This is a genomic window from Paenibacillus sp. 7516, assembly GCF_002272715.1.
Classification (GTDB): Bacteria; Bacillota; Bacilli; order Paenibacillales; family Paenibacillaceae; genus Paenibacillus; species Paenibacillus illinoisensis_A.
The window spans coordinates 146,421-162,094 of sequence record NZ_NPBI01000006.1; the positions used below are offsets into that span (position 1 = coordinate 146,421).

15 protein-coding genes are annotated in these 15,674 nt (G+C 45.3%); 4 read left to right on the top strand and 11 right to left on the bottom strand.

The annotated features are described in order from the left end of the window. Positions 1–11: 11 nt before the first annotated feature. From CHI14_RS04085 to CHI14_RS04115, 7 genes are all read right to left on the bottom strand, one after another. Positions 12–1,013, bottom strand: a complete 1,002-nt coding sequence (locus CHI14_RS04085) for a glycoside hydrolase family 130 protein (protein WP_095287148.1) — start codon at positions 1,011–1,013, stop codon at positions 12–14. Between the two features lie 31 nt (positions 1,014–1,044). Beyond that, on the bottom strand, positions 1,045–1,872 hold the full coding sequence (locus CHI14_RS04090) for a carbohydrate ABC transporter permease (RefSeq protein WP_095287149.1): 828 nt from the start codon (positions 1,870–1,872) through the stop codon (positions 1,045–1,047). Between the two features lie 12 nt (positions 1,873–1,884). Further along, positions 1,885–2,787, bottom strand: a complete 903-nt coding sequence (locus CHI14_RS04095; RefSeq protein WP_095287150.1) for a carbohydrate ABC transporter permease — start codon at positions 2,785–2,787, stop codon at positions 1,885–1,887. Positions 2,788–2,862: 75 nt separating this feature from the next. Beyond that, positions 2,863–4,233, bottom strand: a complete 1,371-nt coding sequence (locus CHI14_RS04100; protein ID WP_095287151.1) for an ABC transporter substrate-binding protein — start codon at positions 4,231–4,233, stop codon at positions 2,863–2,865. 190 nt (positions 4,234–4,423) lie between these two features. Next, positions 4,424–6,064 (bottom strand): response regulator transcription factor, encoded by a 1,641-nt coding sequence (locus CHI14_RS04105; RefSeq protein WP_095287152.1) that lies wholly within the window; start codon positions 6,062–6,064, stop codon positions 4,424–4,426. Next, positions 6,061–7,863 (bottom strand): sensor histidine kinase, encoded by a 1,803-nt coding sequence (locus CHI14_RS04110; protein WP_095287153.1) that lies wholly within the window; start codon positions 7,861–7,863, stop codon positions 6,061–6,063. Before CHI14_RS04110 ends, CHI14_RS04105 begins: the two co-directional genes overlap by 4 nt. Positions 7,864–8,207: 344 nt before the next feature. Then, complete coding sequence (locus CHI14_RS04115; RefSeq protein ID WP_249280993.1) at positions 8,208–9,251, bottom strand: NAD(P)-dependent alcohol dehydrogenase; 1,044 nt, start codon at positions 9,249–9,251, stop codon at positions 8,208–8,210. A gap of 220 nt (positions 9,252–9,471) precedes the next feature. Here CHI14_RS04115 and CHI14_RS04120 point away from each other — a divergent pair, with 220 nt between their 5' ends. Beyond that, a complete protein-coding gene (locus tag CHI14_RS04120; RefSeq protein ID WP_095287154.1) occupies positions 9,472–10,005 on the top strand; it encodes a GNAT family N-acetyltransferase in 534 nt (177 codons plus the stop codon). Between the two features lie 21 nt (positions 10,006–10,026). Beyond that, the gene (locus tag CHI14_RS04125; RefSeq protein WP_095287155.1) at positions 10,027–10,881 is read left to right on the top strand and encodes a MerR family transcriptional regulator; all 855 of its coding nucleotides are present in this window, start codon (positions 10,027–10,029) and stop codon (positions 10,879–10,881) included. Positions 10,882–10,910: 29 nt separating this feature from the next. Here CHI14_RS04125 and CHI14_RS04130 read toward each other — a convergent pair whose 3' ends face one another. From CHI14_RS04130 to CHI14_RS04140, 3 genes are all read right to left on the bottom strand, one after another. Further along, positions 10,911–11,099 (bottom strand): hypothetical protein, encoded by a 189-nt coding sequence (locus tag CHI14_RS04130; protein ID WP_095287156.1) that lies wholly within the window; start codon positions 11,097–11,099, stop codon positions 10,911–10,913. Between the two features lie 36 nt (positions 11,100–11,135). Continuing rightward, on the bottom strand, positions 11,136–11,363 hold the full coding sequence (tlp, locus tag CHI14_RS04135; RefSeq protein WP_095287157.1) for a small acid-soluble spore protein Tlp: 228 nt from the start codon (positions 11,361–11,363) through the stop codon (positions 11,136–11,138). Positions 11,364–11,450: 87 nt separating this feature from the next. Next, the gene (locus CHI14_RS04140; RefSeq protein WP_095287158.1) at positions 11,451–12,287 is read right to left on the bottom strand and encodes an AraC family transcriptional regulator; all 837 of its coding nucleotides are present in this window, start codon (positions 12,285–12,287) and stop codon (positions 11,451–11,453) included. Positions 12,288–12,427: 140 nt separating this feature from the next. Between CHI14_RS04140 and CHI14_RS04145 the strand changes: the two genes are divergently transcribed. Next, a complete protein-coding gene (locus CHI14_RS04145; protein ID WP_095287159.1) occupies positions 12,428–13,525 on the top strand; it encodes a glycoside hydrolase family 88/105 protein in 1,098 nt (365 codons plus the stop codon). 79 nt (positions 13,526–13,604) lie between these two features. On the opposite strand, the gene CHI14_RS04150 is transcribed toward CHI14_RS04145, so the two are convergent. Further along, entirely contained in the window at positions 13,605–14,525 is a 921-nt protein-coding gene (locus tag CHI14_RS04150) for a DMT family transporter (RefSeq protein WP_095287160.1), read from the bottom strand. A 175-nt stretch (positions 14,526–14,700) separates the two neighbouring features. On the opposite strand from CHI14_RS04150, the gene CHI14_RS04155 reads away from it, so the two are divergent. Beyond that, positions 14,701–15,600 (top strand): LysR family transcriptional regulator, encoded by a 900-nt coding sequence (locus CHI14_RS04155; protein WP_095287161.1) that lies wholly within the window; start codon positions 14,701–14,703, stop codon positions 15,598–15,600. Positions 15,601–15,674: the final 74 nt, after the last annotated feature.

Consider the following 15,674-nt stretch of genomic DNA (forward strand, 5'->3'; position numbering starts at 1 on the left):
TCCACCTCGTTTTAATCGTTTAGGCATAGCTTGATCAGATCATCGATATGTGCCGTGGCCAAACATTCCACCGTATCTGCTGAGCCGTAATAGATTTTCACTTCACCATCAGATTCAAGGATCATCCCGCCAGGAAAGATCACGTTATTTCGGAACCCTCCCTCAATCTCGTAACTTACTTCAGGCGCCATTAAGGGTTCCTTGGCCCTGCCAATGATTTTCTTCGGATTATTCAAGTCAAGCAGCATCAAGCCAGCCGTATACCGCTTCTTCCAGGATGATTCCCATCCATTCTTCCCCCTTGCTGGATCAATATCTACGGCATGGAATGTGGTAAGCCAGCCATGCTTAGTCTTGATTGGTGGAGCGGCAGGTCCGATCTTGTCATTGGCAAAAGCGACGTCTTCAACCGCCAGCAGCAAGTCGGAGTTGCCCCAATATTTCAAATCCGGAGATTCGGATATCCACATATCAAACCGATCCATTCCTCCTCGGCTGTACACGGTGAATGGGCGTTCAAGTCTCACGTAGTTTCCACCGATTTTCTCGGGAAATAATACCATGTTGCGCAAATCCGGCGTGGATAGACTCAAAATTTCGAAGTTCTCAAAATCATCCGTAACAGCAACCCCACCACGAATACCATGCTTCGTATCCACGGCGAAACACATATAACAACGACCGTCTAGTACCGTAAGTCTCGGGTCATATGCCCGAATGATCTCTTGATCGTACAGCTTAAAACAAGGCTTAGGCCGTACTTCCCAATGGATACCGTCTGTACTGAAAGCGACTCCAAGGTCCGTGGTATGATGTGGTTCAAGTGTCTTCTGTTCGGTGGAGCCATAATCGTTCCGAAACACCATCACATACGTCCCGTTGAATTTGGTTACGCCTGCATTAAATACAAGTGCAGTCGGGTATGGAACCCGGGATGCATCCAGAACCGGATTATCCGGATAACGTTGAATGACAGAACTTGAGGTCAAATCTCCGATATGAAGTGAATTCATGGCATATGCCTCCTGGTTATATCGATTCCTGCTAGCCCTTCAAGGAACCGGCGGTCATTTGCATAAAGGATTTGTTAGCAAAAATATACGCGATTAGAATCGGCAGAATAGAGAGGCACGCCCCAGCCATCATGAAGTGTGTCTGTGAAGCGGCGGCGACCCCGTATTTCAGATTGGCCAAACCGACGGTCAACGTCTGCAATTCAGGTTTGCTAAGCGTAAATACAAACGGGAGCAGATACTCGTTCCACGCCCCACGGAAGGCAAACAACGCACATACACCAAGCCCCGGCGTTAGCAAGGGAATGATGATTCTCCAAAAAGTCCTTCCCGGTGAGCAGCCGTCGATCCGAGCTGCTTCGTCCAGCTCCCTGGGAATGCCGTTCATGAAACTAAGCAGAATAAAAAAGGCTGAAGCATGGGCGCTAATCAGAATCAGAATGACTCCCCACAGGGACTCATGCAGATTGAGCTTAACCATGAGGTCAAATTGAGGTCGAAGCACGACAGCGCCGATAGCCACAAACATCGTAAATGCCTGAAGACTGACGTAGATCTTTTTACCGATAAAATCCATGCGGTTCACAACGTATGCTGCCATGGAAGCCACGAGCAATGTACCGAGCGTCGAGGCGCTTGCAACGAAGAGGCTATTCAGCGTATACGTTGAAAAATTCGCCTGTTTCCATGCTTCAAGGTAGTTGGAAAACTGCCAATCAGCCGGCAGAAATGTGGCCCCGGCCGTTAGCTCGGCATTGGTTTTGAAAGAACCGAGAAAGGTGATTGCCACAGGGAACAGGGTCAGGAATGCAACGACGATCAGAAACGTCCATAGTGCGGTATTCCAGGCGATCTTCATGAACGTTCCTCCTTAATCGTTCTGACTCATTCTACGAGAGCCGTAGAAATAAAGTATTGTAATCATGCCGACAATCACGGCCGTAACAAAGGCTACGGCGCTCCCATACCCAAACTCCTGAATTTGCGTTGCCGCAGCCCCGCCAGCCGGCGGGAAAAACAATTTGTACACGTAGAGGAACATGACATTCGTTTTCCCGATGGGACCTCCATCGGTCATGACCATGATGCTTTCATAACCTTTGAGTGCATTAATGATGGCGAGCATGATAATCATCTGCATGACAGGACCAAGCATTGGAATGGTGATGTATCTGAACTGCTGGAATTTGTTAGCCCCATCTAGTGCAGAGCTCTCGTACACATCTTGGGGAATGTTTTGGAGACCCGCCAGAAATAAAAGCATGTAATTTCCAATCGCTCCCCATACCGCCACAAGAATAACGGTCAGCATCGCATAATCCACGCCGAGCCAGTCGACAGCATTTTGAATAAAAAGATACTTCATCAGAAATTGATTCAGAATGCCATTATACGAGTTGAAGATTGTAAAAAAAACGACTGCCATGACCGCCGTACTTATAATCGTCGGCATGAAGAAAATGGCTCTAAGCAGATTTTTTCCTTTGATATTCCAGTTCAGAATCACAGCCAGGATCAAGGCAAGCGGAATCGATAGCAGAAGTTTGCCTCCGGCGTATATGAACGTATTGGCAACGGACTCCCAGAACTGCTGATCTCCCATAATGCGTTTGAAGTTGGCCAAACCTACAAATCGCTCAGTGCCAAATCCTTTGTAGTCGTAGAACATATATCTCAGCGCCCATACCATCGGGTAAATGCCTAAAACCATGGTCAGAATAAAGCTAGGCAAAAGAAAACTGTATGAGAAGGCAGCATTCTTCGCTTTATTCATATCCTCTCAACTCCCTGTATTTCTTCGCTTTTTTTTAAAGATAAGGATGGTATTAGCACCATCCCCGGTCTGCTTCTACTTCGCATATTGCCCCGCAAGATCAAGAGGATTAAAATCTGCTATTGGTTCCGCCTTCACATCCCCGCTTGCGATGGCAGCATCCAAGGCGGCGTTATAACGAGTGTTCAAATCGCTAATGATGGAATCCAAATCGCCACCACTCAGCATATAACTGAAAAACGCATCATCCGACTTCATGCCTTGAACTGCTACAGACGGATATACTGGCCAGACACCGTCGTATTGGTTTGGAAGGAATCCGTCAATTCCTTTCACTTCCGGCTTGGCGGCAACCGCACTAACGGAAGGAACCATGGATATGCCAAATCCTTTTTCCTGGTACTGTTTCAGGATGGATTCGTCGTACATGTACGTGAGAAATTTCCAGGCAGCTTCTTTATGTTCAGACTGAGAGCTAATGGCCAACCACTGCCCACCCAAGAAACCAGAGGCGCCATTGAATTGTCCATTAATGGATGGTACGGGTGCTGCGGCCCAGTCAATCTTCGCCGGGAATTGCGATTGGTAGACTCCTGCCTCTGCGGAAAAGGATAAATACATGCCAATTTTACCTTCTGCGAATTGTGCGCGCAGTGGATCAATATCCAGCGACTCCACACCCGGCAGCATGCTGCCATCATCTTTGATTTTTTTGAAACCCTCTATAATGGGCTTAAAACTGCTGAAATCGTAGCGTGCGGTCTTAAAATCATATCCAAATCCCCCGTACCCGCTAACCTCTGCGATCACTCGCGCGGAGCGACCAAATGCACTCGAAGGACTCTTGAAATTCTGAGCGAATCCATAGGCTCCACTGGCCTTCCCCACTTCGGTTATTTTCTTAGCTGTTTCGACCAGTTCCTCCAAAGTGGTGGGGGGTTGCTTAATGCCTGCTTTGTCAAAAAGTTCTTTGTTATAGATCAATCGCATCGTCGTGCCATAGTTTGGCAGGCTATAGCGTTTACCTTCAAAACTGTTCAAGTCCTCCATGACCGGGAACTTTTCCTTCATCTCGTCCGTCAAAAACTCATCAATTGGGGCAAGAAATCCTTTTTTATAAAACGTCTGGATGGTATTTTCCTTCACGCGGATAATATCCGGCGGCTCTGAGGTCTGGTAGGACATATCCAGTGCCTGATCGAAATCATCTCCCTTGATGACCAGCTCAACCTCGATGTTGTCCTTATTCGTTTGGTTAAATGTATTGATCGTTTCTTTGACATACTCGGAATCATGGCGATCTCCCGTCCAGTATGTGATTTTTGTCTTGGCATCCGCTTCTGTTCCCGATCCTTGTTCCGAAGGTTTTGGGCTGCTGCAAGCTGCCAAACTGCCTGTAAGCACCAAAAACATCGCCGAGATGAGAATTTTTTTGCTTATTTTCATCTACCTAACCTCCTCATCATATCTGCAATCTCGTTCTTTCTCTTTTAGTATAGGGGGTGCTCTTCACTTACATAATGCGGGTAACCACACATCGAGGGCAGGTTTCTTCATCAATGTGCCATCATTCAAAAAAACAAGCCCTGCATCCAAATATCGTTCGGAAACAAGGCTTATTCTATAATGAGCAACTCTAGACCAGGTCGGCAGGCGTACTGATTTTCCCTGTACTATACAGTTTGAACTCAGATGGAGTCATATTGGTATGCTTCTTAAACATTTCACTGAAATAACGGCGATGCTCGTAACCAAGGCTTTGAGCGATCTCCTGAACCTGATAATCGTCGATCAGCATCTCTTTGGCTCTCTCCATCCGCTGGTGAACAACGAATTGTTGAAAGGATATATTCAGTACTTTTTTGAATAGATTCGAAAAATATCCGGGGCTGATATTAAACTCCTTGGCACAAACATCAAGGGATAAGTTCGTATGCAGATGTGCACAAATATATTCTTTTGCCTGATAGATCAGTTTCGTGGATTCGTCGGATCGTTCATGTTCAATCCATGAACAAGCTTCAAGACATATTCCCTTTACCGTCTCCCTCATCAATTGAAATGAAACATGACCTGAACGCCTTACTGCATTCCATTGATCTTCAAGCTTTTTTACCCGATCCGGTGGATAGTGCTCCGACATCACCCTACAGATTTTGGAGGATAGCTCATAGCATATGTTTTCGACTTGCTGTGGTTTGGGCAGGGGATCCCGCTGTAATATATCATTAAAAATCCGCTCCAATATGAGCCGGCACTTTTCGCGATGCCCGGAGCGCAAGGAGAATAGCAATTCCTGTTCCGTCGAAACCGTATAATTCAAGAGCGTTTTCTCTTCCTCCGAAGTGCTTATATAACTATTCATGCCATGGGTATAGAATTGATACTCCAGCGTATTTAATGCCTTTTGATACGAATCAGGCAGTTCATCAATCGCATCCACACAGGTTCCAACCCCAATGGAAATCGTTGAATGTGTGAATTGATACATGTTTGTTCGGCACGCTTCCGATATCCGTTCTGCCAGCTCGATGTCCCTGCAATTGATAAGACATACAAAACGGTTTAATGCCTCGCCAAAAACGACACCACGCGTGAAACCTCGAATCGTTTCCTCCAGAACATTTCGCAGACTGAAGCGGATGAGCTCTACTTCCCGCGCAGGCTGCTGTTTATATTTGTCCATGAAACGATCCAATTCCACGATAAAGAGATTGAAGTCCCTAGAATCAAGCTGAATGCCGAGAGTTTGCCATCGGAGATAGGCAGTCGTTGCATTGGTTCGATGATGAATCAAGAGAGACAGGTGCTCTTGCTGCAGAGCGGGCAGGCTTTGCATCATATTTTGCTTCAGTTCCAACACTTTGCTATGTTCCTGCCATTCCTCCAAATAAGCCTTCTTCGCCTTTAATACGACTTGGACAATCTCGTCGATCGAGAATGGCTTCTTCACGAAGTCAAATGCACCTAAACGAATGGCCTGTCTCGTAAATGAAAAATCCGTATATGCACTTAGGATAACGATCTTGGTCGAAGGAGACTTTTCGAGAATTTCTTGAGTCATGGCTAAACCATCCTTTTTGGGCATACGGATATCGGTTAGCACAATTTCGGGCCTCTTTTCCTGAACAAGGCGAATCCCTTCCTCACCATCCAGTGCTGTACCAACCACCTCAATGGAATGCTCCTCCCAAGGAGGCTTTCGTGCGATCATATCGACCACGCTTCGAATGTCATCAATGATGCAGAGCTTTACCATTTGCTGTTCAAGGATCATGCTTCTACCTCCCCGTCTAGAATGGGCATCCAAATTTCCGTTCTTGATCCTTTTCCAGGAAGACTGGTCAGTTTAATTCCGGCTTTTTCTCCATAAAAAAGGTTGAGTCGGTTCACAATGTTGTTCAGGGCATATCCTTTGTTGGTGATCCGAGGTTCCCGCATCCTCCTGCTTACTTGCTCAACATCCATTCCTGTTCCGTTATCCTCTATGATTAGATGTAATAAACGATCCTGGAGAGTGACATGCATTTGAATCCGGCCACCTGAGCTTATATCCTTAAAGCCATGTTGAATGCTGTTTTCCACAATGGGTTGCAGCAAAATCTTCGGCAAGAGCGACGTTAATAGCGAATCGTGATTCACCGTAACTTCAAAGTCAAACATCCCCTCGTAGCATTTTTGCTGAAGGAGGCAGTATTGTTTCACATGAAGCAGTTCTTCCTCAAGTGTGTTCCAGTCTTTCCCTCCGCTTAAACCTAACTGGAACATGTGGGACAAGGACATAATCATTTCGCTGACCTCATCATTTTCACCTAGTATGGATTTGCAATATATGGTGTTAAGGGTGTTGTATAAAAAGTGAGGTTCCATCTGCGCGGTTAGCGCTCGCATCTCCGCCTTCCTTTTCCCGGATTCACTGAGTCTGACATCGTCGATGAGACGATTGATCTCATCCAGCATTCGGTTAAATTGGTAACCCACTTGAGCTACTTCATCCGTAGAACGGCTATTGAAGCGGACATTTAAGCGATTATCTTCTACCTCTTTCATGAGGCGCTGCAGCTTATAGAGTGGATTTAACAGGAGTGCCGTCAATCGGGTGGATAAAAACCAGGTAAAAAGTAAAAAGAAAAGCATAATAAAAAAGGTGGTTCGCTTGACATTATTCATTTGCTCAAGCAGTTTATCCTTTTGCTGAATACCGAACAAACTCCAGTCATCCATAATGGAAGAACGGGTATAATTCACCAGATAATCGGTATTGTCGAATGCATGAAAAAAGGAACCTTGTGTGTCTTCGGATAAATTCATCAAAAGCATGCTGTCCTTCATCAGATTATGGCTGGAGGACCAAGCGGTCCGAATTACTTCCTCCCCTTTTGAATCAATGACAAAATAGTCACTGTCATCATTCAAGGAATGTTTGTTGACCGTACCAATCAATCCGCTCTCGTTCACGTTTACGACGATAAACACATTCGTATTGGAATTGTTATCTAGTGTTCCCTTCGTTACAAAGGATAGTGCGCGATTGTTTCCGGTAAAAAACTTGTCAATGTGCCCCTTAATCCATATCCCCCCGTAGTTTTCCTTTACATCGTAATACATGCTGGACTCATAGAAGGAATGGTTTTGCGTACGCCGCTGCGATATTGGATAAAAGTCTCCGATGGGTGTAGCAATGAGGATGCTGTCGATTAGTGGTTCATTAAAGGAAACTTGGGAGAACACATACTGAAGTTCGGACAAGTGCACATAATAGTTCGATATATCGTTGCTCTGAACATCCAGCATCATGTCCTTAAAAGCATAACTAAACATAAGAGAACGAACCGAGTTGGAGATTCCCGACAGCTTATCGTCCAAGATCTGGTTCGTTTTGTTTACCGTCTCTTGGCTGGATTCAAATGCGTTTTTTTGAATTTCCTTGGAAGCAATCCAATACGTCGTCATGCCTACCGAACCTATTGCAAGCGTTATCATAATTATGAAGGCGAATCGAACTCTTTGTTTAAATGAGATGCCGTGCAGCCACCGACTGAACGTTCCGGGTTCGAATTGAATTCGTTTGATCAAACTTCATCAACCTCTCCTGAGATACAAGACTTACCTTTAACTTCAAACTAATCGTTGCGAAAATATTGTACAATAGAATGCCATTTTAGCAACAGGTAAGTTTCCTCCAGAGCAGCTTAGCCCTATGAACCTGTCCATACAGCTAAAATCCTCCCAACATACAAATTTTTATTTGTTTGTACACGTTCAAACATTCGAAACCAGTACCTCAGAATTAAAAAAAGCCGCAGAAATCGCGACTTGGTCATCTTACTCTGCTATTAACTATGATGAAAAATTTCTAATAACATAAAATGCGTGTTTCCTGTCTTTTGAAAAAACGTTGTGACAGCATACTGCCATCATTAATCATCATTTTTAATTTTCTTCAAGCAGACAACAGCTTTTCCGTTTACCTTACCTTCTCCCAGGTCACGAAGGGCCTGAGATGTTTCACTCAAAGCATATTCCCGACCAATACGTGGAGTAACCTGTCCTGATTCAACAAGTTCCTTCCAGATGGTCTGGTCTTCATGGTTCGGTTTATGAATAAGAAGAGTTAATTTCTTCTTTTCCAGCCAGGAAACGAACGGGCTCCATACTAAGTTAAGCAAGATATGCGGCATAGGGCCCCCGATCATGACATAGGTGCCTCCCTTCGCTAACGCTCGCTTCAACGCGAAGGCAGAACGGTTGCCGACAACATCAAGAATCAAATCATATCTTGCTCCACCCGCTGTGAAGTCCTCTTTGGTATAATCCACGACGTGATCGGCGCCTAATTCAAGCAGCATATCCAGCTTATCACCACGATCAACCGCGGTTACTTCTGCTCCCTGCAATTTGGCATATTGAATGGCGAACGTCCCAACTCCGCCCCCAGCTCCATTAATTAGAACATGTTCTCCCTTTAACAGTTTCCTATGATTCCTAATTCCTTGCAGAGCTAGAACGGCCGCTTGGGGAATGGATGCTGCCTGCACATAAGTGATTCCCGCTGGCTTGGGAGTCAGCGCCTCCTCATTCGCACACACATACTCCGCGAATCCTCCCCAGCCACAGCCGGACAGATCTCCGAACACCTCATCGCCCGGTTTGAATCGTTTGGCAGCGGGTCCAGCCATGATAACCCTCCCTGCAATGTCTGCACCAAGAATCGGGTAACGCGGGTGACGAAACGCACCTATGCGGTTCATAAATGGTTTCCCGCGAAGGAGATCCCAATCCCAGGAATTAACCGAAGTCGCATGAACCTCGATTAATACTTCATTGTCTTTCGGCGTCGGAATATCTACCTCTTCTACTCGCAGGACCTCTGGCATTCCATAGGTATCGTAGACCACCGCTTTCATTACTGTTGCATTCATTTTTGGGGATTTTCCAGTGTCAGTCATCCTTATCTCGCTCATGGGCATTCTCCATTCGATAGACAATGTGTTTCGCCTTCAAACAACTGATACGCTCGAAAAAAAGTGTCGTTTCATTTTGAGGATGCAGATGCCGATTTAATGTATAGATTTGAATTATACCCTTTAGAACAGATAATCCAGCTGGCTTGACTCTGGTATTGTACCAGGGTTTATCGTGATCCATAGCAGATATGGTTTTTCACGAACAGGGGGAATAATAATGTTTATCAATCCATTTGATCAAGTATTTGCAATTATGAAGCAGTCTTTTCCCGAATCAGAGTACAGGGAATACGCTCACCAGAAGAGATTGCTGGCTAATCCACGTTATCGACTAATTACTGAGAAGAACGAGCAGAATGTAGTGATTGGCTTCCTCGCAGGATGGGAGTTCGAAAAATTCAGGTATATTGAGAATATAGCCGTCTCTCCAACCATTCGCGGTGGCGGCATAGGCAGACGGATGATGGAACGCTTCATTAAGAAGTCGGACAAACCCGTTGTATTGGAAGTTGAATTGCCTGAGGATGATCTGAAACGCAGAAGAATCGGTTTCTATAAACGACTGGGATTCCACTTGGAAGATCATGTGTATGTTCAGCCGGCTCTCCGTGAAGGGCATCGTGCCTTGCCTCTTCAGATCATGAGTTATCCGGCCCCTTTGAATTCAAGTGAGTTTGAAATGGTTCGAAACGTATTGTATAAGGAAGTGTACGGCGTCTCCGACTCTTACGCGTACGCATTCAATAGATAAGTGCAGATAGAAGGGAAAACCATGAAAAACGATTATAAAATTAATGAAATCGCAAAGCTCTACGGTATAGGTGTTGATGCGCTGCGTTATTATGAGAAATTGGGATTACTGTCTCCTGCGCGGGATAGCAACGGCTATCGCCTCTATCGTCTTCAAGATATGTATAAACTGAACATCATCCGTGACCTTCGTCAGCTGGACTTCACCATGCAGCAGATCAAAGCGTATCTGGATGATCAAAGTGTTGAAAATACGCTTGAATTGTTGTTCAAGGAACAAGAGCTGATCCAGGCGCAGGTTGCCAAGCTTGAAATGAACCAGCAGATCATTCAGAGCCGAATCAAGGTACTGACCGAAGCGAGACAGATCAAGTCAGGTGTTTTTACCATCAAAACCTACCCCGATAGACCTTGTCTTCAATTGAATACACGGATCACCAGGGATGAGGAGATGGATTATGCGGTTAAGAAGCTGCACAAGAAACATAAAAGTCACGTGTTGGATTTTGGAAATCAGTTATACGGGGCATCGGTTTCTCTTGAAGACTTGAAGCACGGTGTTAAAGATGTATTTAATTCCGTGTTCTTTATATTTAATTCGGATGAAGCAGAACGGATTGAACCTGATTATTCGCTGCCTGCTGGTAATTATTTGTCACTCTACTATCGGGGTCATTATCATCAAAGTCACGAGAAAATGCTGGACGTGATTACGTATGCAAGCGAACAAGGACTGAGCATATCTGGAGATCCTTTTGAAATTTATGAAATTGATAATCGGGATACCATCGTTTCCGATCAATTCTTGACGGAAATCCAGGTGAGAGTCACAGCCGGGATTAAAAAAGGTAAAGAAACAAATAAGCCGATCCGATAAAGGATCAGCTTATTTGCTTGTTTCATCCGTTAAGCGCGTTTGTTCTCAACAGATTTCATGCGGTTTTGATCGTCATCCTGCCGGTCATGACTGAATTCTTGTCCGGCTTCTACTTCGCCTTGACCTGAAACGCTTCGGGCAAAATTGGTGAACTGCCTTTTATGCTCGTCCAGCTCGTGTTTTTGTTTAAGAAGTTCTTGTGGATCCTGATACGTCATCTGCTAACCCTCCTACAACACGAAATAGTCTCCACATTATGAGTTTTGCTGATGCTTGGATTCATCTTGAATTTCTTTACGGAATCCGGAAATGCTATGTTTACGGCGCTCATTTTTTTCCTCAATCTGACCTTTTTCCCGAGCCGGAATTTCATCACCGAATTCTTCGAGATAATCCTCTGCTTCACGGTAATTTTCGATCGTGTTTTGAACCGCATTTTGCAAATGCTGCACGTTGTCTTCACGGTTATCCGGTTTGCTCATACAACTCACCTCCCCAAAAATGGAATCAGTGCTGTTTATTCGCACTACAGAAGTGTTCCATAAGAGAGCGAAGCTTATGCATGAAATTCAGTCTCCTTTCCTTCGATAATGCAATGGCGAATGGCCTGTGACCGCTTTGAATACCCGACCGAAATGGGTTACACTCCCGAATCCAACCTTCCTCGCAATCAAATTGACCTTGAGCTTTGAGCTCTCAAGCTGCTTTTTGGCCTCCTTGATTCGTACACTATTGACGTATTCTACAAAAGCGAATCCTGTCGCTTCTTTGAACGATCGACTCAAATAATAAGGACTGATATAGAATTTATCTGCCAGCAAATGAAGCGACAGTTCCTCCATGTAATGGTCGTTAATATAACGGACAATTTCTGAAATACGCTCATGCATGGGACTTGGCGATGCCAGCGGTTCCGCATCATGCTGCCTGAATTGTCTACAACACATGATAAGCAGCTGCACAGCAAGTGTCTGGGCATACAATTCGAAGCCGCTTCCGCGCTCCTTCATCTCCTGCATAATGGCTCTTGTCTGCATTTCAATCAGCTCTCTACTGCGCAGGGAACCTTTCAAAATCAAATAATCCCGCTGAAGTAAAGGTTGAAGAACTCCTTCATGGGAACCGTCCACCGAAAAATACTGTGCATGCATATTAATAATAAGCCGCTCATGCTTTGGCCGTTCCGCATTGGTCGTGCGATGCAGAACGTTCGGAGAAATAATAACCACGTCACCTTCCGCGATGGTAATGGTCCGGTCCTGAATGAAAAACTCCCGCTGCCCCGACATCAACACATAGATTTCATATGTGCTGTGAAAATGGCTTACCGGCATATGATGACTTAATGCTTTTCGGTGGGATACCAGAAATGTACTCTCCGAATTTTCAAAGTAAAGATTCCCCATTAAAGTGTGTGCTCCCTTCCGTTCCGTCCTGGATGTTTATATTATATCGCAAGAAATAAGAAGAAATAGGCAGATTCCGCAAATCATGTACATAATCTGTTGGTAAAATGGGAGTACAACCAACCAAGGAGGAAGGATACATGCAAACCACTTCATCTACCATGACGCCAATTCAATGGGCGTTAAAAGCCTGTGAAGCAATTATGGATACATTCGAGCCGGAACATCTCCCGCCAGACCGATTCCATTATCATCAGGGTGTCTTTTTATCCGGGATGGAGAAATGTTGGCGACAAACCGGTGAACAAAAGCTCTATAATTACATGAAAGGCTGGGTCGATAGTCAGATCCTGGAGGATGGCAGCATCAAAAAGTATAAGTCTGACGAACTCGACGACATCCAGCCCGGTGTACTTCTCTTCACTCTCTACGAGCAGACGGGAGATGAACGGTACAAAAAGGCGCTTCACACCTTAGTTCCTCTGCTGAAATCCTGGCCGACAAATGCTTCCGGTGGATTCTGGCATAAGGGACATTATCCGAACCAAATGTGGTTGGACGGTTTATATATGGCTGGGCCTATCGCGGTGCAATTCGCCAAAATATTCGGTGAGAGCGATTACATTGATATGATGACCTATCAGGCGCTGCTTATGGAGAAGCATACTAAAGACCCTGTCACTGGCCTGCTCTACCACGGATGGGATGAGACAAAAGAAGCCAAATGGGCTGATCCTGTTACGGGCCTCGCTCCGGAATTCTGGGGCCGGGCCATTGGCTGGTACCCGGTAGCACTACTTGAAATGTTCGAATTCATGCCTGAGGATCATCCGGACAAAGATAAACTCGTAACGATCGTACAGGATCTGCTGATCGCTCTGACAAATTACCAGGATCCTGCCACCGGATTATGGTATCAAGTCATCGACAAAGGGGATCATCCGGATAACTGGCATGAGAATTCCTGTACGGCTCTCTTTGCACATGCCATTGCCAAAGCCGTTCGATTCGGCTATCTGGACCCTAAATATTTGCAGTATGCATGGAAAGGTTACCAAGGCGTTATTGATACACTACAGTTTGACGAAAACGGGAACGTTATCATCGGTAATATCTGTATTGGCACGGGAATCGGCGACTATGATCACTATATCGCTCGGCCAACCAGTGAAAACGATCTGCACGGGGCCGGGGCCTTCATACTAATGTGCGTCGAGATGAATTTGGCAGCAAAATAGGTTAAACGCAAAGAAGACAGGGACAACAGTCTCTGTCTTCTCTATTTTTTTTGTCTGAAGAAGGTAAACCATGACGATATTAAGCGGTCCTTCCTGTACGTTTCCAAAATGCGCTGGACGTTGCTTTCCGGCGCATCAAGTTTGCTGATAACAACATTCCCGTAATGACGATAATACCGCCAACGATTTGGGATATCAGCAGTTCCTGACCAATCATAACGGATAGAATGGCAGTGAAAATGGGCATCAAATTCATTGTAATACTGGCTTTACCCGGCCCTAGCTCCTTGACGCCCTGGTTCCAGAACAGAAATGAGCCGATGGAAGGGAATAATCCCAAATATATAATTCCGCTTATACCGAAAGTCGTTATGTTCTCCATATGCAGCGGTTGGAAGAATAACAACGGAATCATACATATAACACCAATACATGCTGTAAAAGCAACGAACGTAATTGGCGGGAGATGCTGTCCTCTTTTGCCCACTATCGAATAGATCGCCCATAAAAATACGGCCACCAGCATAATCCCGTCTCCTTGGTTATAATGCGTACTGAATAACCCAAGTAAATGGCCTTTCGTTAGCACAGTCAGGACACCGAGGAACGATAATACCAATCCTGCGCCCTGCCATCCTGTTATTTTTTCTTTCAGGAAAACCAGCGACAACACGATCATCACGGCTGGAGTTAGACTGTTAATCAAGCTGCCGTTTGTAGACGATGTGTGCTGTAATGCCGTATATGTGAGAAGTGTGTAGGACACAACGCCTACCAGGGATAAGAATAGCAGAATGCCCCAGTTATTCTTCCATACTTTCAGCCAGTTTGGTTTCTCCACCAGCTGCGCGAGCGGAATCAACACAATAGCCGCAATCACCCATCTTAGAAAAGACGCCCAGACCGGCGGAAAATCAGATGTTACGGCCTTTCCAAACATCAGGTTTCCTGCCCAAAATAAATTAGCCAAAATCAAAAACAACCAGGCTCTTGCTTTCATGTCATCTTCCTCCTATCCACTTGTATTCCAGATTCCCAATCTTTACCGTGGTGTGTCAGTGGAATCCGCTACGTTTAGTTACTGCTTCTCTTTTCTGCTTTGCTATAAACATGATACAATACACACAAATATAAATAAAATGAATATAACTTATGAGGGAGTTACCAAATTTGATATGAACAAATCTCTTCTGCAGTTAATCGTCACGATATCGGAGACCCGCAGTTTTACACTCGCCAGTGAAAAAATGAATATGACACAGCCCGCAGTCAGCCGTGCAGTCACAACTCTGGAGCGGGATCTCGGCATTACGCTTCTTATCCGTGACCGTCGTCGCGGTGTTGCACTCACACCGATCGGTGAACGTATCGTCCGGATTTTCCGGGAAATCCTGCAAGGTTATGAGAAGATCGATCAGGAAATTTCGAGTGAAAAAGGGTTGGAGATTGGCTCTGTCCGGATTGGTGCCTTCCCGGTAGCTTCGTCCTACTTTGTCCCAAAACTGATCCATTACATGAAGCAGAAATACCCCAACCTGGAGTTCAGTATCGTGGAAGGCACGATTGCGGAGGTGCAGGATTGGTTGGATAATCGCCAGATTGATGTGGGCCTGCTCATTCCTTCCGAAGAGACGACAGATTCGTTCCCTCTGTATCGTGAAGGCATATATGCTGTCATGAGAGATGATCATCCTTTAACAGCGAAAGACATCATTCACCCTGAAGACCTACGGGAGGAGCCCATGCTTCTCTGGAAAGCCGGGTATGAGCCGCCTGTCCTGAAGTGTTTTGAAAGTGCCGGTGTCACACCAAAAGTCGAATACATCCTTTACAACTACAGAACGTCACTTCAGATGATTCTTGCTGGCGAAGGATTGGCTGTCATGTCCGAGTTGTCCCTCCTGGATTTGCCGCCGGGCATTTGTCTGAAGCGCCTGTCACCTGAAGCCTATCGGGATATTCATGTTGCAGCGAGTCCTGAGAATGAACGTACCCTTGCGGTAAATGCCTTTATTGAGGCTGTTCAGACCTTATTTCCCTTTGAAGTGAATCGGAAGCCTTTGATCGTCGTTTGAGAGTAAAAAAAAATTAAAGAGCATTAAAAAAGGCCGCTATATTTAGCGACCTTTTGCTGTATCTATGCTTATGA